The 19,211-nt window shown below is 30.9% G+C and carries 14 protein-coding genes; 13 read left to right on the forward strand and 1 reads right to left on the reverse strand.

Translation table 11 applies throughout. The features are described 5' to 3' along the window. Positions 1–14 precede the first annotated feature (14 nt). A complete protein-coding gene (locus tag ACQ629_RS02275; RefSeq protein ID WP_483706342.1) occupies positions 15–5,510 on the reverse strand; it encodes an alpha-2-macroglobulin family protein in 5,496 nt (1,831 codons plus the stop codon). Between the two features lie 185 nt (positions 5,511–5,695). Here ACQ629_RS02275 and ACQ629_RS02280 point away from each other — a divergent pair, with 185 nt between their 5' ends. From ACQ629_RS02280 to ACQ629_RS02340, 13 genes are all read left to right on the forward strand, one after another. Then, complete coding sequence (locus ACQ629_RS02280; RefSeq protein ID WP_483706343.1) at positions 5,696–6,277, forward strand: MiaE family protein; 582 nt, start codon at positions 5,696–5,698, stop codon at positions 6,275–6,277. Next, entirely contained in the window at positions 6,277–6,714 is a 438-nt protein-coding gene (locus ACQ629_RS02285) for a DUF4268 domain-containing protein (protein WP_483706344.1), read from the forward strand. Before ACQ629_RS02280 ends, ACQ629_RS02285 begins: the two co-directional genes overlap by 1 nt. Before the next feature lie 36 nt (positions 6,715–6,750). Then, positions 6,751–8,145, forward strand: a complete 1,395-nt coding sequence (gene mnmE / locus ACQ629_RS02290) for a tRNA uridine-5-carboxymethylaminomethyl(34) synthesis GTPase MnmE (RefSeq protein WP_483706345.1) — start codon at positions 6,751–6,753, stop codon at positions 8,143–8,145. A gap of 74 nt (positions 8,146–8,219) precedes the next feature. Next, positions 8,220–8,633: an HYC_CC_PP family protein gene (locus ACQ629_RS02295; RefSeq protein ID WP_483706346.1), complete on the forward strand. Its 414-nt coding sequence runs from the start codon at positions 8,220–8,222 to the stop codon at positions 8,631–8,633. 108 nt (positions 8,634–8,741) lie between these two features. Continuing rightward, entirely contained in the window at positions 8,742–12,524 is a 3,783-nt protein-coding gene (locus tag ACQ629_RS02300) for an efflux RND transporter permease subunit (RefSeq protein WP_483706347.1), read from the forward strand. A gap of 10 nt (positions 12,525–12,534) precedes the next feature. Continuing rightward, entirely contained in the window at positions 12,535–13,770 is a 1,236-nt protein-coding gene (locus tag ACQ629_RS02305) for a TolC family protein (protein WP_483706348.1), read from the forward strand. Positions 13,771–13,806: 36 nt separating this feature from the next. Then, positions 13,807–14,496: a DUF3347 domain-containing protein gene (locus tag ACQ629_RS02310; protein ID WP_483706349.1), complete on the forward strand. Its 690-nt coding sequence runs from the start codon at positions 13,807–13,809 to the stop codon at positions 14,494–14,496. Further along, positions 14,497–14,940, forward strand: coding sequence for a heme-binding domain-containing protein (locus ACQ629_RS02315; protein WP_483706350.1), 444 nt, complete (start codon positions 14,497–14,499; stop codon positions 14,938–14,940). Between the two features lie 39 nt (positions 14,941–14,979). Continuing rightward, positions 14,980–15,240, forward strand: a complete 261-nt coding sequence (locus ACQ629_RS02320; protein ID WP_218772402.1) for a heavy metal-binding domain-containing protein — start codon at positions 14,980–14,982, stop codon at positions 15,238–15,240. Positions 15,241–15,264: 24 nt separating this feature from the next. Next, positions 15,265–15,831 (forward strand): helix-turn-helix domain-containing protein, encoded by a 567-nt coding sequence (locus ACQ629_RS02325; protein WP_483706351.1) that lies wholly within the window; start codon positions 15,265–15,267, stop codon positions 15,829–15,831. A gap of 68 nt (positions 15,832–15,899) precedes the next feature. After that, positions 15,900–16,637, forward strand: a complete 738-nt coding sequence (locus tag ACQ629_RS02330) for a heavy-metal-associated domain-containing protein (RefSeq protein ID WP_483706352.1) — start codon at positions 15,900–15,902, stop codon at positions 16,635–16,637. 1 nt (position 16,638) lies between these two features. Beyond that, positions 16,639–17,430: a cation efflux transmembrane domain-containing protein gene (locus ACQ629_RS02335; protein ID WP_483706353.1), complete on the forward strand. Its 792-nt coding sequence runs from the start codon at positions 16,639–16,641 to the stop codon at positions 17,428–17,430. A gap of 12 nt (positions 17,431–17,442) precedes the next feature. Continuing rightward, complete coding sequence (locus ACQ629_RS02340) at positions 17,443–19,185, forward strand: efflux RND transporter periplasmic adaptor subunit (RefSeq protein WP_483706354.1); 1,743 nt, start codon at positions 17,443–17,445, stop codon at positions 19,183–19,185. Positions 19,186–19,211: the final 26 nt, after the last annotated feature.

Below are 19,211 nucleotides of genomic sequence, written 5' to 3' on the forward strand. Positions count from 1 at the left end.
TTAAAACCTAATTTCTACTTCACTACTTTAATCCATTCGCCTTTTGTTCTGGCAATATAATCATTGTCATACATCGCCTCTACTTGCACGCCTGGTAAATAATAGGTTCCTAAATACGAAGCATTTAATAGCACTCTAAATGTTTTATTCTCATACTTTTTAAGTGTAAAATAATTACTAATACTTGCATCACGAATATCAGTAAAATCTACCTGAGATGATGTTGTATTGTTTCCGAAGTCAGTAAAACGAGTATTAATAATTTCCCATCCAGAAGGAATAAACTGTGTTAATGCTACATTTTCTACAGTATCGTTTGTACTATTTTTCACTGTGACTTCTGCAACAAAATTGGTTCCTTGCGATAAATTATCAGGCATTATACGATTGCCGTCTTTTGTTTTGTAAATAATTGTTGTTTCAAAATTATTCTGAAATACTTTCTCTTCTCCAACAGGTAAAATTCCTTTGTTAAAAACACGTACATACAAAACTCCGCCACTTTTATTCGCTATTTTAAAAGTGTTTTCTTTAGTAATATCATCAATATCCTCGGCATACAATGCTTTTGATATTTCAATGTTTTTTGAGTTTTCATTTAAAGTATAACTCGCATTAATTCCTGTACTCCCACCATTTTGAAGCGCATATTTACTCATCGCTAATAAACTATAAGCAGTTGTTTGTGTGCTCATCCATGTATTGCTAGATAAACTTTCAGCTATTTCTTTCGCTAACTTAATGGCTTTTGTTTCTTCTTTTAACAATGTATAAGTAGCTAACGCCATGGCTTTATTACGAGTTTCAGATCCGTAATTAGAATAGCGTCGTTTATTATAATCATTTGCCGTTAAACCCTCTAAAATTCCTTTTGCTATCGACTGTTTACCAATCAACGCATAGGCACTTGCCAATCGCATTTTTGCTTCGTTAGAAATTCCTTTTGTTTCTCGTAAACGATTCATCGAAGCAATATCTGCACTGTTTGCTAAGCTTAATGTATACAGTCTGTATGCTTGTGATAAAGCATTGTTATAGTAGGTTGAATTATTTCGCCAATTACGTGCTTGTTGTTTTTGGTAACCTATCCATTTCGATTTAAAACCAATTGGTAAAGCATATCCTTTTTTAGCAGCTTCAATCATAAAATGACCTGCATATGATGTTCCCCAACTATTCGCATTTCCATTTCCTTGCCAATATGACAATCCGCCGTTTGATACCTGAAAATCTGATAAACGCTGAATTGTTGCTTTTATATTTCGTTCTATATCTTGTTTTTTTTCTTCGGATAATTCAAAAATTTCTGCTAAATATAACTGCGGAAAAGCACTAGAAGTTGTTTGTTCTACACAACCATGTGGATATTGAATTAAATACCCCATACGTTTGGTAAAATTCATTGGTGGCAATGTAGATAATTCGATACTTGCTGTATTAGTTCCTTTTGTACCAAAGGTGGTAAAATTAAGCTCCTTTGTCTCGTTTGACTTTAATACCAAATCTTTTACTTCTGTGGTTACAGGATTCGGATTTAAAACATCTATTTCTACTTCGTAGGATGCTCTTTCACGACCAGAAACGGCATCAATTTTTACTTTCCCTATTCCTTTAAAATCATTTACTTTTAACGTAAAATAAGCCATCTTTTCATCTGGTTCATTAAATGATAAAGTTTGAGTCTTATCACCTACAATTGTAAATGATTCGTTTGGTTGCACTGTAATTTTCACCTTTTTTACTGAAGGTAACATCGCAAATACAGTTACAGGAAGTGTAACGGTTTCCTGTGGTGTAATTTTACGTGGTAATGAAGCTAAAATCATTACGGGTTTACGAACAAAAGCTGTTTTTTCATCACTTCCGTATGCGTCATTTTTAGCATCTGTAGCAACGACCATTGCACGCACTGAACCTACGTATTTTGGAATTTTAATTTCGTGCTGTTTGGTATCTCCTTTTGCTAAGTTAAACGGTCCCAAATAGGTTACCATTGGTTTAAAACGATTGGCTTTTTTATTTTTACTTCCCGCTTCGGCTTCATCACCACCAATACTTAATATCTGATTTACTTTTCCGCCATAGGCGCCAATTACATCATCAAAAACATCCCAAGTTTTTACACCTAATGATTGACGTGCGTAAAAGGTATTCCAAGGATTTGGAGTTTTAAAACGCGTTAAATCTAACAATCCATCATCAACCAAAGCAATTGTATAGGTCATTGCTTTTCCGTTTTTCTCTTTTACTTTAATATTAGCGATTGATTCAGGTCTTAACTCGTCTGCTAACTGAATTTCAGGTGCTAATTTCGTTGCAGGATCGTTTACCAACATTGGTATAGAACCATACATGCGAATTGGTAAATCGTTTGCAGTTTGACTGTGTTTTTGTAATAACGAGATATTTACAAATACATTGGGTGTATAATTTGCTAATACTGGGAATTTAAATTCCGTTTGTTTTGCTGTTGTTGTTACCCAAAAGTGATTTAGTACTTCGGTTCCGTTTTCAATTGTAATTAAAGCTCTTCCTTCTTCAGAAGACGGGAATTTTACCGTAGCTGTTTCATTTATTTCATACGATTCTTTATCTGTAGTAAAAACCAACATCGTGGCATTCGTTTTATCTTGACTTCCTTTTTTCTTTCCGTACCAAGATGGCCAATCGAAATAAGCAATGTTAGAAGTAATGTGTCTACTTTTCTTATCGGTTACTTTTATAAGGTAACGTCCCCAATCGTTTTCACTTACTTTTAAATCGAATGAACCTTTACCACTAGCGTTTGTTTTTACTTGTAGTGTTTTATAGGTTTGATGATGACGTGTACCATCGTAACTAGAAAGTCCGTTATCAGCAGTACTCCACCACCAACGCCATGATAATTTATAAACCTTTACTTCTAAATCATTCGCTACTCCTACTCCGTTTTCAGTAACTGTTGCTACGTTAAATGTATATTTTTCATTCGTAAATAAATAATTTTTAGATTGTTGTTCAGCTGCATTTAGTAATCCTACATAGGTTTTGTAAGGAGATACTTTTTTAGAAAAAACATCCGTACTAAAATCACCACCATTTTCATAAACTTTGGTTATAAAGCTCGCTTTTAACATTCCAGGAGCTTTTTTATCTAACCTTGGTTTTACAGAAAAACTTGTTCTTCCTTCGTTATTTAAAGTTCCTTTTAATACTTTAAACTCTTCTGTACCAAACCTACGCGTAACATCATCAAAATTATAATTTTTGAATTTTGAAAATTCTGTTTTCGATTGGGTGAACTTCCCGTTAATGTCTAATTTTAAATCTCTAGCAATCGCTCCATGTAACCATTTTACATCCACATCTCCTTCAATTGGTGTATCAGCTTTTATAAAATCGGCTTCGGTTTTTAGTTTTATTTTTAAACGATTTGGTTTTATTGTTTCTATTTTAAGTGTTTTATTAAAAACGGCACCCCCAACGCTTACTCTTACTTTCCAATTTCCGGTAATAGCATCTTGATTCGTTTTCGGAGCATAAGCATACACATTATTGCTGTTTTTAAAAAGTACTTTTCTTTCTATAATTTTTCCTTGCGGATTTAACAACTCAAATTTAATAGGGTGATTTTCTGGTATCGGATTCGCATTATCATTTAGCACAAAAGTTAAAAATAAGGGATCGCCTGGTCGCCAAACACCACGTTCGCCATAAATATATCCTTTAATTCCTTTTTGTAATTTTGTTCCAGAAACATCAAACTTACTCATAGAAAGTGAGTTTCCGTCATTCAATTTAATGTAAGTAGTATTTTTATCTTTTGTAACTACAGCAAAAAAAGCTTTTTTAATTCCTTCGAAATTAGCAATTCCGTCTTTATCTGTTTTTACATTTACAATAGGCTGCTGTTGTAAATTGTGCAACGTTACTTTAGCGTCAAAAACTGGTTCGGTTGTTAATAAATTAGTTACCGCAATAAAAGTTGTATTGTTATTACCTTTTTTTACGATTGCTCCTAAATTGGTAGCTAAAATATTAGTGCTCTTGTTTTTATTATAGTAATAAGATGTTGAACACGGATTATCTCTTTCATTCCAGCGGTAGCTATAATAACTGTTGTTATAATAACTAGGGTTATCGTATTGTTTTAAGTCTATTTCTTTTTTACCATAAACTATCGTGTTATTATTAGCAGTTTCATCACATGAATAGTTAGAGTATTGTTGGTTAAAAGAAAAATCAACTCGATACATTGCCCCATCTTCAATTGTTAAAAATTCAGCCAAATCTATAGAAAAAGCATTCTCTTTGGTTAAATCGACTCCTTGATTGGTAAGGTTTACGGTGTACTTAGCTTCAGGGCGCCCTACATAACGCAAATTACCTTGGTTACCTAAATTATTATTTTGCAAAAACTGTAATACATTTTCTTTATAAATTTTAAATACCGTTACATCGACAGCTTTTAGATTAACTGCTTTAAAATTAATTTTAAGATTTTTTGAATTCGGTAATATCGTTCCGCTTTTTATAAAACTTACTAAAGGTTTTAATTGTTGAAAATGTAATGTTTTACTATACGCTTTTTTTAAAGGATAATTTTCTGTGTTTTTAATTCCTTTAAATATTTCGATATTTACCTTATCCTTAAAAGATGATTGCGGATAAATAGTTACTATATTGTTGGTGATTTTATAGGTGAATTTTCTTTTTTGAGTATTTGTAAACTGAATTAAACCTTTTAAATTTTGTGCTTTTTTTATTGGATCAGAAAAACTAATTTCTATTCGTTGTTTATCCGTATTAGCAACTTCTACATTTAAAACTTTAAAATTATTTTTTCCTGTTATCGTTAATTCACGTTCACCTTTTGAAGTTGATTTTATAGCATCACCAATCCAAGATACTTTTAAGTTTTCATCATCTACAAATCGTTGTAAACTATCTATTTTAAAATATACTTTAGAGGCTAACTTCTCGAAGGTTTGAAACTTTACTTTTGCTTTACTCCCTTTATACTTTATCTTTACTATTTCTGATAATTTTTCTTTTTCAAGAACATCACTTGCCGTTAAAACACCTTCAACAAAATACCAATCTTTACTATATACTGTTGGAGATTGTAAAGCCACATTAAAAAACAACTCTTTTGTTTTTACATTAACCGTAAAATCTCTTAAAGCATCGTCAATGTCATCATATAATTTTGATAAGTGAAGTGTTATTTTATATTCTTTATTGCTTTCTAGTTTTACATCTGGCACAAAGGAAACCACATTGTTATTTAATGTTACCAATCCTTTAACATTTGGTGTAACCGTAATTATATCGTTAGTAATTGTAGCATCTTTTATATGTTTCTTTAAAAGAAAATCGATTTTTGGTGTAATAGAAACTACGTTTTCTGGAAAAACAGCAACATACTCACTGTAAGCATTTACATTACTTTCTTTTTCTGTTGTTTTTTTACAAGCATTTACAATAAGCACCAGTAAAACTAAAGCAATTAGTTTTATATTTTTTTTCATAGCATTTTTTTTGAAGTGCTTCAAATTTACGTTTTTTATAAAAAATACTTAAGAAACTTTTACTTTTTTAGTAAATCAATTAACTAGAAATTAAAAACCTACATGTTTTAAGTAAAAAAAAGGAGTCTGCTACGCTCTTAACTTTAATAATCCTTAATTTTGCAAACGAAAAATGAATTTAGAATATGTTAGGATTACAATTCGAAACCAAAACCTCTTGGGCAGATATTGCTAAAGATAACTTACAACAAATATTAACAGACCACGCCTTTTTAGAGCAAAAAGCGGCTTCAAACGCAGTTTCTATAATTATAAATTACTCTGAAGAAACGGAGCTTGTACAAAGTATGAGTGAAATTGCTATTGAAGAAATGGAACATTTTAAAATGGTTCATGATTTTATGGTAAAACGCGGAATGGTTTTAGGAAGAGAGCAAAAGAACGATTATGCTATTCAACTACAAAAATTCTTTACCAAAACAAAAGACAGAACTAACGCATTGGTACAACGTTTATTAATTGCTGCTTTAATTGAAGCTAGGAGTTGTGAACGTTTTAAAGTTTTTTCTGAAAATATGGAGGATGAAGAATTGTCTAAATTTTATAATGATTTAATGATTTCTGAAGCCAATCATTATACTGTTTTTTTAGGTTTTGCTCGTAAATATCAAGATAGAAAGATTGTTGATGAAAAGTGGGAAGCTTTGGTTGCTTTTGAAGCTGAAATGATGAAAAATCGCGGAACTAGTGCTAAAATACACGGATAATGTTTAGTAAAGAAGAATCAGCTCAATTACGTAAAGAATTTTGGACAAGCTTCGGAAAATCATTCCCTAGAAAATGGTTGTTATACAACACTAAAATAAAAGGATTTGCTTTTAAATTTCAAGCAGATCGTAAAAAAGCATCTGTCTGTTTAGACTTTGAACATTTAGATGAAGTTGCTAATGAATTACTGTATGATCAGTTATTATCGTTAAAAACCATTTTAGAAACAGAATATTTACCAGAAGTAATTTATCACGATAATTTTGAATTAGACAATCGAAAAATTATTCGTCGTATATATGTTCCTTTTGATAAAAAATTTAGCATTCACAACAAAGATACTTGGAGAGATTGTTTTGAGTTTTATGTTGAAAACATGGCACAATTTGAGTTGTTTTTTTACGAATATGAAGATTTTATAAGAAAAGCAATTTAATTTTTAAAATTTGTACCTAAACTTTACTTTTGTGCTATGATTCAAAACGATACAATTATTGCTATGGCAACTCCATCTGGTGTTGGAGCTATTGCTGTTATTAGACTTTCAGGAGAAAATGCTATTACTATTGTTGATAGTTTTTTTAAATCTGTAACCAATAAAAAGTCTTTATTGAATCAGAAAACACATACCATTCATTTAGGCCATATTGTTGATAATACAATTATTTTAGATGAGGTTTTAGTCTCTGTTTTTAAAAATCCGCGTTCTTATACTGGTGAAAATGTAGTAGAAATTTCATGTCACGGATCTGTTTTTATTCAACAAGAAATCATTCAGTTGTTTTTAAAGAATGGCTGTAGAATGGCAGATAATGGTGAGTTTACCATGCGTGCTTTCTTAAACGGAAAAATGGATTTATCGCAAGCGGAAGCTGTGGCCGATGTAATTGCATCAAACTCTGCTGCTAGTCATCAAATGGCTATTCAACAAATGCGTGGCGGAATTACCAATGAATTAAAAGAACTACGTGTACAGTTATTAGATTTTGCTGCTTTAATAGAACTAGAATTAGATTTTTCTGGTGAAGATGTTGAATTTGCTGATAGAACAAAATTTAAGCAATTAGTTGCTAAAATCACTTTTGTATTAAAGCGATTAATCGATTCTTTTGCTTTTGGAAATGCTATGAAAAACGGAATTCCCGTAGCAATTATAGGAGAACCTAATGTTGGTAAATCAACTTTACTAAACACACTTTTAAACGAAGAAAAAGCCATTGTATCTGATATTGCGGGTACTACTCGTGATGCTATTGAAGACGAATTAATTATAAACGGTGTTGCTTTTCGTTTTATAGATACTGCAGGGATTAGAGAAACTAAAGATGTTGTTGAAAACATCGGAATTAAAAAAGCATACGAAAAAGCAGAAAACGCACAATTGATTATCTTTTTAATCGATTCTAATAAATTTTCTCATTCTGGTGAAGAATTTTTGCAAGAAATAGAAACAATACAAAAACGTTTTCCTAACAAACGCTTATTAGTTATTGCTAATAAAATTGACACATTATCTTGTCATGATTCCGCTGTTTTACAATCAGAAATTGAAAACCTAATTTTACTTTCTGCAAAACAAAAAACAGGTATTGATGAGCTAAAGGCAGAATTAACTTCTTTAGTAAATACCGGAGCCTTGAGTAATAATGAAACTATTGTTACCAACTCCCGTCATTTCGAAGCTTTAAATAATGCTTTAACCGCTATTACGTCTGTGCAACAGGGAATTGATTTAGAAATTTCTACCGATTTGTTTTCTATAGATATTCGTGAGTGTTTACGTCACTTAGGAAACATTACTGGTGAATATGATGTTGACAAAGATATTTTAGGGCATATATTTGGTAACTTTTGTATTGGGAAGTAATAATCTTACTTTTTCACCTTTTAAGTTTTTATTAATATACTATTTAATAAACGTTTAGTATATTTGCAATTAATATGAAACAAATATTCCATAAAATAATGTCATTATTAATGGCTTTTGTAGTGTTACTATCTACAATGTCATTTACTATAGATATGCATTTTTGTGGCGATACTTTAGTAGATACTGCTATATTTCACAAAGCAAAAACATGTGGGATGGAATTGCAGAAAGCACCTATTAAAGAGTGTTCTCTTACAAAAAAGAATTGTTGTAACGACAAACAAATTGCTTTTGAAGCTAAAGATAACTTACAAGCATCTTTTGATTCTCTTACCTTTGAGCAACAACAATTTATTACTTCTTTTTTATATACATACATTAACCTTTTTAAAGGTTTGAATAAAGATGTTTCACCTTTTGAAGCATACAAACCACCACTCGTTACAAAAGAATTATTTAAACTAGACGAGACATACTTAATTTAAGTATTAAAACAATAAACTATATTGTCCTATGATTTTTTCATTAGGGTAATTTCTAGTATTCGGTATTCTCATAAATACCATTGTTTAATTATTTTAAATATTAAGTATATGCTAAATAAAAGCATTAAGTTTCTAATAGAAAATAAACTCGTAGCAGTATTATTACTGGCTCTTTTTATAGGATGGGGTATTGTAAATGCACCTTTTAATTGGAATATTGGTTTTTTACCAAGCAATCCTGTTGCTGTAGATGCGATTCCTGATATTGGTGAAAACCAGCAAATTGTATTTACCAAATGGGATGGTCGATCTCCTCAAGATATTGAAGATCAAATTACGTATCCTTTAACCACTTCCCTACTCGGTATTCCTGGCGTAAAAACGATTCGTAGTTCGTCTATGTTTGGTTTTTCTAGTATCTACATTATTTTTGAAGAGGACATTGAGTTTTACTGGAGCCGTAGTCGAATTTTAGAGAAACTAAATTCACTACCAAATAATTTATTACCAGACGGCGTAAACCCTGCATTAGGACCTGATGCCACAGGGTTAGGTCAGATTTATTGGTATACACTAGAAGGACGTGATGAAAAAGGTAATGTTACTGGTGGTTGGGATTTACACGAACTTAGAAGTATACAAGACTACTATGTTAAATATGCCTTATCATCTGCAAGTGGCGTTTCAGAAGTTGCCTCTATTGGTGGCTATGTGCAGGAATACCAAATTGATGTAAACCCAGAATTAATGCGTCAATACAATATTGGTTTAAATCAAGTTGTAAAAGCTGTTAAAAGTAGTAATCAAGATATTGGAGCACAGACTTTAGAAATCAATCAAGTTGAATATTTAGTACGTGGTTTAGGATACGTAAAATCAGTTGAAGATATTGAAAATGCAGTGGTTACATCCGAAGATTATACCGCCATTAAAATTAAAGATATTGCTAAAGTATCTTTAGGTCCAGCAACTAGAAGAGGCTTATTAGATAAAGAAGGTGCAGAAGTTGTTGGAGGTGTTGTAGTGGCTAGATACGGAGCCAACCCGATGGAAGTAATTACCAATGTAAAAGAAAAAATAGCAGAACTAAAAGGTGGTTTACCTACTAAAGTATTGGCAGACGGACGCACCTCTCAATTAACAGTTGTTCCTTTTTACGACCGAACTGAACTTATTGAAGAAACCTTAGATACCCTTAACGAAGCATTGATATTAGAAATATTGATTACCATTTTAGTAATTATTGTGATGGTTTTTAACTTAAGAGCCTCTTTATTAATTTCTGGATTGTTACCTGTTGCTATTTTAATGGTTTTTATTACCATGAAACTATTTAATGTTGATGCTAATATTGTGGCATTATCAGGTATTGCAATTGCTATTGGAACGATGGTAGATGTCGGCGTCATACTTGCCGAAAATATGATTCGTCATCTCGATGATAAAAAATTACGTCTTCGTAAAGACGGTACAACATATACAATAAACGAAGTAGTTTATAATGCTACATCAGAAGTTTCAGGCGCTATCTTAACAGCTGTTTTAACAACCATTATAAGTTTTGTACCAGTATTTACAATGATTGGTGCCGAAGGAAAACTTTTTAGACCTTTAGCTTTTACAAAAACAATGGCCTTAGCAGCTTCTCTAGTGATTGCTTTGTTTTTAATACCACCATTTGCAGCGTATTTATTCAGAAAAACAACACTTAAAAATTCGTTTAAACATATTATAAATGGAGCATTAATTATTGCAGGATTTGCAGTTATTATAAGTGGTAATTGGTTAGGTATTGTTGTAATTGCTTTCGGAGTTACAGGTTTACTTGGTGTTCTAGGAAAATTAGACACAAAAAAAGTTAACCTTACAAACATCATAATTTCTTCAGCAGCTATTGTGTTTCTGCTTGCAGAATATTGGAGACCTTTAGGTTTCGATCGTAGCATTTTAATTAACCTTGTCTTTGTTGCTATTATTTGCTTCGGAATTTTAGGAGTATTTTCTGTTTTAAGAATCTATTACGGACAAATATTAAGATGGGCTTTAGCTAACAAATTATTGTTTTTAATCATTCCAACAGCCGTTCTTATTTCAGGTGCTTGGATAATGAATAATACTGGTAAAGAATTTATGCCTTCTTTAAATGAAGGTTCTTTTTTACTGATGCCTACTTCTTTACCACATTCTGGCGTAGAAGAAAATAAACGTGTATTGCAACAATTAGACATGGCTGTTGCTACCATTCCAGAAATTAAAACTGTAGTAGGAAAAGCAGGTAGAACAGCATCTGCTTTAGATCCAGCTCCTTTATCGATGTATGAAAACGTGATTCAGTATAAATCAGAATACATGCGAAATGCCAAAGGAAAAAGACAGCGTTATAAAGTGAATTCGGATGGTTTTTTTGAATTGAAAGACGGGAGATTAGTCCATAATAAAAATCTAGTTATCAGTTCGAGCGCAGTCGAGAAGAAAGCGACAAACATTTCGACTGCGCTCAATGTGAAAAACGATCAACTTATCGAAGATAATGATGGAGAATACTATCGTAATTGGCGACCAGAAATTAAGAATCCAGATGATATTTGGAATGAAATTGTAAGAGTTACCAAATTACCAGGAGTTACTTCTGCTCCAAAACTACAACCTATAGAAACACGATTAGTCATGCTACAAACTGGTATGCGAGCACCTATGGGAATTAAAGTAAAAGGACAAGATTTAAAACAAATTGAGGCTTTTGGTTTGCAACTAGAAAGTCTTTTAAAACAAGCTGAAGGTGTTAAAGTAGAAGCTGTTTTTGCTGATAGAATTGTTGGTAAACCTTATCTATTAATTGATATTAACAGAGAAAAAATAGCGCGTTACGGAATTTCTATTGAAGATGTACAAAGTGTCTTAAAAGTTGCCATTGGTGGTATGGCTCTAACACAAACAGTTGAAGGCAGAGAGCGTTATGCTGTTCGTGTTCGCTACCCTAGAGAGCTACGTGGTAATCCCGAAAATATAAAAGATATTTATATTCCTGTAGAAAAAGGAAATCCGGTTCCTTTAAGTGAATTGGCTACGATTCGTTATGAGCAAGGTCCGCAAGTTATTAAAAGTGAAGACACTTTTTTAGTTGGTTATGTTTTGTTTGATAAAATAGATGGTTTTGCAGAAGTAGATGTTGTTGAAAATGCACAAGCCTTATTTCAACAAAAAATAGACTCAGGAGAATTAATAGTCCCAAAAGGGATCAGTTATAAATTTACAGGAACTTACGAGAATCAGTTACGGGCAGAAAAAACATTATCTGTGGTGGTTCCGTTAGCATTAGCCATCATCTTTTTAATCCTCTATTTTCAGTTTAAATCTGTAACCACATCATTAATGGTGTTTACAGGAATTACCGTTGCTTTTGCAGGTGGTTTTATTATGATTTGGTTATATGGCCAAGATTGGTTTTTTAATTTTAATCTCTTTGGCGAGAATATGCGGGAGCTTTTCAATATGAAAACCATTAATTTAAGTGTGGCTGTTTGGGTAGGTTTTATTGCTTTATTTGGGATTGCTACAGATGATGGCGTGGTGATGGCAACCTATCTAACACAAACTTTTATACGTGAGAAACCTTCAGATAAAAAGAGTATTAGAGTTGCTGCTTTGCATGCTGCCGAGAAACGTATTCGTCCGTGTTTAATGACTACCGTAACTACAATTTTGGCATTATTACCTGTACTAACATCTACAGGAAAAGGAAGTGATATTATGATACCCATGGCAATTCCTATTTTTGGAGGAATGGTAATTGATGTTACCTCGTATTTTATTGTTCCTGTTTTATATAGCTGGAGAGAAGAGATAAAATTAAAGAGATTAGAGAAAAAAAGAGCTTCTAAAATAGATTAAAAAATATACCATGAAAAATATATACATTATACACAAAGCTGTCTTGCTTCTTGGTTCTTTTTTCTTTGTTCTAAATACTCAAAGTCAAGAATTAGAAACCTATATTAATAAAGCTTTAGATAATAATCCGGAAATTCAAAAGTTTGAATTGCAATATTCTATTGCTTCCGAAAAAGTAAATGAAGTAAATACATTACCTAATACTGAGTTTGGTGTTGGGTATTTTATTAGTGAGCCAGAAACAAGAACAGGAGCTCAACGTTTTAAGATTTCAGCAAAACAAATGTTACCTTGGTTTGGAAACATCACTGCTAGAGAAAATTATGTAAGTACTTTGGCTGATGTTAAATTTGAAGATATTGTAATAGCTAAAAGAAAACTAATTTCTTCGGTCTCACAATCCTATTATGATTTATATGCTAATAAAGCAAAACAGTATATTTTAATAGAAAATATTAAACTACTTAAAACATACGAAATATTAGCCTTAACATCTGTTGAAATTGGTAAAGCATCTGTAGTAGATGTATTGCGATTGCAAATGCGTCAGAATGAAATGCAACAATTATTAGAAATATTAAAGCAACAATTTTTGGCTGAACAAACTAAATTTAATAAACTATTAAATCAGAATAAAGCGATTAAAATTAATGTTATAAATAAATTGAATTTACCTTCTGAAGATTTTGAAATAAATTCTAAAAATTTAGCATTACATCCTGAGTTATTAAAGTATGATAAGTTGTATCAATCTATAGAAAAATCGGAATTATTGAATCAAAAGGAAAGTAGTCCAATGATTGGTTTTGGGTTGGATTATATAAACGTTGAAAAGCGCACAGACATGAACTTTAATGACAACGGAAAAGATATTATTATGCCAATGGTTTCTATTTCTATTCCAATTTTCAACAAGAAATACAAATCAAAAAGTAAGCAAAACAAACTGCAGCAACAAGAAATAGAGGCTCAAAAACAAGAACGGTTCAATAGTTTAGAAACAATTTTAGACAAAGCTTTAAAGGATAGAATCTCTGCAAGAATTAGTTATAAAACACAAACTAAAAACTTAAAACAAGCTAAAAATGCTGAAACGATTTTAGTAAGAAGCTACGAAACGGGAACAATAAATTTTAAAGATGTTTTAGACATTCAAGAACTACAATTAAAGTTTCAAATAAATCAAATAGAATCCATCAAAAAATATTATTTACAAACTACAATTATTAACTATTTAACAAATTAAAATTCAATTATTTAATAACTATAAAATCAATTTAAAATGAAAACAGTAAAAACAATTTTAGGAGTATTCGTATTAGGTATTATGCTAACAACAATAGCTTGTAAAGATGCAAAAAAAGAGACTAAAACTACCGAAACAGAACAAGTAGAAAAGAAAGGCAAAGAACATACCTCTGCATATATTTGCCCAATGCATTGTGAAGGTAGCGGGAGCGACATGGAAGGTAAATGTCCAAAATGTGGAATGGATTACAAAAAAAATAAAAACTATAAAAAAGAGAACATATCCTTGAATACCAATCAAGATGGAAGTTCAGAAATAATTTTAAAAGATTACTTCAACCTAAAAGATGTTTTGGTAGGTGATGATGAAAACAAAGCAAAAGAATTTGGAATTGTATTGAAAAAAAGTTTAGGGAATTTAGACGTTTCTAAATATACAGAAGAGCAACAAACAGCATTAAATGAAATCATCGAAGATGCAGTAGAACACGCTGAACATATTTCAGTAAGCCCAATGGCACATCAAAGAGAGCATTTCAAAATATTAAGTAAAGATGTTACAGATATGGTTGCAATTACTGGTACAGAAAATACTTTATACGAGCAATTTTGCCCAATGTATGACGGAGGTAGTGCTTGGTTAAGCATGAGTAAAGATGTTAAAAACCCTTATTACGGAAGCAAAATGTTAACTTGTGGTAAAGTTCAAAAAGAAATTAACTAAATGAAAATTGTTAAAATCATAACAATTATTATACTGGTCGTTTTTGTGGGCATACAATTTGTGCCCACAGAACGTAACCAAAGTGACGTTATACCAATAACCGATTTTATACTGGTTAATAACGTGCCTAACGACATTAAAAAAAAATTGCAAGTATCTTGTTACGATTGCCACAGTAATAACACAAATTATCCTTGGTATAGTAAAATACAACCTGTTGCTTGGTTTTTGGATAATCATGTTAAAAATGGAAAAGATGAATTGAACTTTAGTAAATGGAATTTGTTATCAAATCGAAGAAAATCGAGTAAAATTGAATCAATGATTAAACAAATTGAAAATAACAAAATGCCTTTAAGTTCATATACTTTCATTCATAAAAACGCATCATTATCAGGAGTTGAAAAACAGCGTATTCTTAAATATTTAAATCAATTAAAATGATTTTATTAAACAAAAAATAAATTTAAAAATAGAAATATCATGGCAAAATTAATAAAAACAATTTTAGGAGTATTTATATTAGTTCTTATGCTAACAACCGTTTCGTGTAAAAATGCAAAAAAAGAGATTAAAAATACCGAAACCGAACAAGTAGAAAAGAAAGGAAAAGAACATACCTCTGCATATATTTGCCCAATGCATTGTGAAGGTAGCGGAAGCGATATAGAAGGTGAATGCCCAAAATGTGGAATGAATTACGTGAAAAAAGAAGACCATAACGCTAACGGACACAAGCATTAATTATAAATTCTAAAACATAAAGGAATGAATCAAACTCTACACATTAAAAACATGGTTTGTAATCGTTGCATTTCAACAGTTTTATATGAATTTAATATGTTGGGGCTTGATGTAAACCATATTGAATTAGGTCAAGTAGAGTTTGTTAAAACTGATGATTATAAAAAACTAGCAAAACTAGAAACGGTTTTAAAATTACATGGTTTTGAAATCATTAAAAAAGAATCAAAAGCATTAATTGAAGCCATAAAAATTGCACTTGTTAAAAAAATAACTTCTAATAGTACAGAAAATTTAACTCAGTTTTTATCAAAACGTTTTAATAAAAATTATGCTATTTTAAGTAAAGCGTTTAGTAAAAGTGAAGGTGTTACTATTGAGAAATATGAAATACTTCTCAGAATTGAAAAAATAAAAGAGATGATACAACTTGGGCAATTAAATTTTTCTGAAATAGCCTATAGTCTTAATTATAAATCGAGTAGTCATTTAGCGAGGCAATTTAAAACTGTAATAGGAATGTCGATGAGTAATTATAAAAATTTACAAGAATGGAACCGACAAGAACATGACCAAATTGTATCTAAATAAAACCTAATTGTGAAAACAGATAAAATCATGAAGCTGTAATTTTGTTATCAACTTAAAAATTAATAAAAATGAAGCACACATATATCGTATCTAAAATGACCTGCGGCGGTTGTAAAGCATCTGTTGAAAAAAGTTTAAACGCTTTAGAAGAAGTAACATCGGCTGTTGTTAATCTTGAAAAAGGAGAAGTAGAAGTTAGCATGAGTAGCCATATCGCTATAGATCAATTACAAAAAGCATTGCCTTCTAAATATACTATTTCAATGAAAGAAGATGAAAAGCACTTAGTTTCTTCTCAACCTTCAAGCTTTACAACTGAAGGAGAAAAAACGAAAATCCAACAACTAAAACCATTGTTGCTTATCTTGTTTTATATCACCGTTGCAAGTGTATTATTACATTATAAAAATTGGAGCTGGAGTGAATTTATGCTCGATTTTATGGGTTTATTTTACATTGTATTTAGCTTTTTTAAAATGTTAGACTTAAAAGGATTTCCCGAATCTTTTAAAATGTATGACCCTTTAGCAAAACGTATTCCTATTTATGGATGGATTTATCCTTTTATCGAAACCGTTTTAGGTTTAATGCTCTTGATGAGATTTGAAGTAAACATCGCTTTAATCATTACGCTTGTTGTATTAGGAATAACAACAATTGGGGTAACAAAAACATTATTAGATAAAAAATCAATACAATGTGCTTGTTTAGGAACCGCTTTAAAATTACCGATGACAGAAGCAACGTTTATAGAAAATACAATTATGATTGTAATGACATTATTAATGCTATTAAATATATTTTAAAATGAATAAAACTATCTTTAAAATATCAAAAATGGATTGTCCTTCAGAGGAAAACCTGATTAAAATGAAGTTATCTGATATTGATGGTATTAAACAACTTGATTTTAACTTAAAAGATAGAATTTTAACAATATTTCACACAAATAATGCCACCTATATCGAAGAAGCGATAAAGGACTTAAATCTAAAAGAACATAAAATTAGTTCAGAAAAAACAAGCATTACTCTCAATGAATCCAAAACGAGTCAGTCAAAAATTTTATGGACTGTTCTCTTAATAAACTTTTTATTTTTTTTAATAGAAATGTATACCGGTATTATTTCAAAATCGATGGGTTTAGTTGCAGATAGCTTAGACATGCTTGCAGATTCTTTTGTGTACGGATTAAGTATTTTTGCTGTTGGAGGCACAGTTTTAAAAAAGAAACGCATCGCAAAATATGCTGGTTATTTTCAAATATTACTTGCTACCATAGGCCTTATAGAGGTTGTACGAAGATTTATAGGTTTTGAAAGACTGCCAATCTTCTCTACAATGATTACAGTGTCTGTTTTTGCCTTAATAGCAAATGGTATTTGCCTTTACATTTTACAAAAATCAAAAAGTAATGATGCACATATGAGAGCAAGTATGATTTTTACCTCTAATGATGTTATCATAAACATTGGAATAATAATAGCGGGTCTATTAGTAAATTGGTCTAACTCTGGTATTCCTGATTTAATAACAGGAATCATTGTATTTGTGTTTGTAATTCAAGGAGCAATAAGAATTTTAAAATTAAGTAAATAAAAAATTACTGTAATGAAAAAATATATAATTTATATAGGGGTATTAGTAATAGGATTATTATTTGGGTGGTTATTATTTGGTAATTCACCTAATAAAGATACTTCTCATAATCATTCTCAATCAGCTAAAGAAACGAACCAAAAGTGGACCTGCTCTATGCATCCACAAATTATGCAACCCGAAGCTGGCGACTGCCCTATTTGTGGTATGGATTTAATTCCTGCTGAAACAAGTGCAGAAGGATTAAATGCTGATGAGTTTAAATTAACTAAAAACGCCATGGCGTTGGCTAATATTCAAACATCAGTTGTTGGTAATAGTCTTAATGAAGACGCTATATTTAAATTAACAGGAAAGGTTGGCGAAAATGAAGATGCAAACGTAATACAAGCGAGTTATTTTTCAGGAAGAATAGAACGTTTAAATATTAGCTCAATAGGAGAAGAAGTAAAAAAAGGACAACTATTAGCTACTATTTATTCACCTGAATTATTTGCAGCCCAACAAGAGTTAATAACAGCTTCAACACTAAAAGAGTCACAACCTGAATTGTATAAAGCTGTGCGTAATAAATTAAAACTTTGGAAAATTTCTGAAAATCAAATTAATCAAATTGAAACATCGCAAAAAGTAGCAACGAATCTTCCTATATATGCAAACGTTTCAGGTACTGTGTCTGAAAAACTAGTAGCACAAGGCGACTATGTGAAACAAGGGCAAACTTTATTAAAAATAACAAACTTAAATACCGTTTGGGCTTTATTTGATGTGTATGAGAATGAAATCTCGTTATTTAAAAAAGGGCAAGATATTACGGTTACCACCAATGCTTATCCAAATAAAAAGAATAAAAATAAAGTAGCTTTTATAGACCCTACATTAAACGCTAGGACAAGAACAGTTAAACTTCGAGTAGTTTTAAATAACAAAAATCGAGAGTTTAAAACAGGAATGTTTGTTGAAGGAAATATTAAGAGTGCAACCTCTAAAAAGAAACAACTTTTAATGATTCCTACATCGGCAGTATTATGGACTGGAGAACGCTCTGTGGTGTATTTAAAAACAAACCCTAATGAGCCAATTTTCGAAATGAAAGAAATTACAATAGGTAAACAATTAGGCAAACAATATGAGGTTGTTGATGGGCTCGTAAACGGAAACGAAATTGTAACCAATGGTACATTTACTGTTGATGCTTCTGCACAATTACAAGGCAAAAAATCGATGATGAATAAAACAACTGCTGATCATGAAAAGCATCAAGAAACAAATATATTAAACATCACAAAAAATGAGCGACTTAAAGTACCTGTTAAATTTCAAGAACAATTAAAAATTGTTTTAAATAATTATATTGAACTAAAAGACGCTTTAATTAAAGATGATTTTAATACTGCTACTATTGCTACAAAAAAGACGATCGCTAATTTAACCAAGGTTGATATGAAGCTACTTAAAAAAAACGATGCACATATAAAATGGATGTCTTTTGAAAAGGAAATTAAAACAGCTCTTAACATGATTTTTAAAGCTACTGATATTAAGATGCAAAGAAATTACTTGAATAGCTTGTCATTAAACTTAATAAGTGCTATTGAAACTTTTGGAATAAACGAGAAAGTGTATAGTCAATTTTGTCCTATGGCAAATAGCGATAAAGGTGCATATTGGTTAAGTAAAGAAGAGAAAGTTCTAAACCCTTATTTTGGCGATGCTATGCTTAAATGTGGTAGTGTAAAAAAGATGATTGAATAATTTATTAAACAATACACTATTCATAA

It is taken from the genome of Tenacibaculum sp. SM2510, from assembly GCF_057002845.1.

Bases quoted from the DNA above. Each gene is read 5' to 3' on its own strand.
- ACQ629_RS02275 (WP_483706342.1), bottom strand. From the start codon at position 5,510: ATGAAAAAAAATATAAAACTAATTGCTTTAGTTTTACTGGTGCTTATT.
- ACQ629_RS02280 (WP_483706343.1), top strand. From the start codon at position 5,696: ATGTTAGGATTACAATTCGAAACCAAAACCTCTTGGGCAGATATTGCT.
- ACQ629_RS02285 (WP_483706344.1), top strand. From the start codon at position 6,277: ATGTTTAGTAAAGAAGAATCAGCTCAATTACGTAAAGAATTTTGGACA.
- mnmE (WP_483706345.1), top strand. From the start codon at position 6,751: ATGATTCAAAACGATACAATTATTGCTATGGCAACTCCATCTGGTGTT.
- ACQ629_RS02295 (WP_483706346.1), top strand. From the start codon at position 8,220: ATGAAACAAATATTCCATAAAATAATGTCATTATTAATGGCTTTTGTA.
- ACQ629_RS02300 (WP_483706347.1), top strand. From the start codon at position 8,742: ATGCTAAATAAAAGCATTAAGTTTCTAATAGAAAATAAACTCGTAGCA.
- ACQ629_RS02305 (WP_483706348.1), top strand. From the start codon at position 12,535: ATGAAAAATATATACATTATACACAAAGCTGTCTTGCTTCTTGGTTCT.
- ACQ629_RS02310 (WP_483706349.1), top strand. From the start codon at position 13,807: ATGAAAACAGTAAAAACAATTTTAGGAGTATTCGTATTAGGTATTATG.
- ACQ629_RS02315 (WP_483706350.1), top strand. From the start codon at position 14,497: ATGAAAATTGTTAAAATCATAACAATTATTATACTGGTCGTTTTTGTG.
- ACQ629_RS02320 (WP_218772402.1), top strand. From the start codon at position 14,980: ATGGCAAAATTAATAAAAACAATTTTAGGAGTATTTATATTAGTTCTT.
- ACQ629_RS02325 (WP_483706351.1), top strand. From the start codon at position 15,265: ATGAATCAAACTCTACACATTAAAAACATGGTTTGTAATCGTTGCATT.
- ACQ629_RS02330 (WP_483706352.1), top strand. From the start codon at position 15,900: ATGAAGCACACATATATCGTATCTAAAATGACCTGCGGCGGTTGTAAA.
- ACQ629_RS02335 (WP_483706353.1), top strand. From the start codon at position 16,639: ATGAATAAAACTATCTTTAAAATATCAAAAATGGATTGTCCTTCAGAG.
- ACQ629_RS02340 (WP_483706354.1), top strand. From the start codon at position 17,443: ATGAAAAAATATATAATTTATATAGGGGTATTAGTAATAGGATTATTA.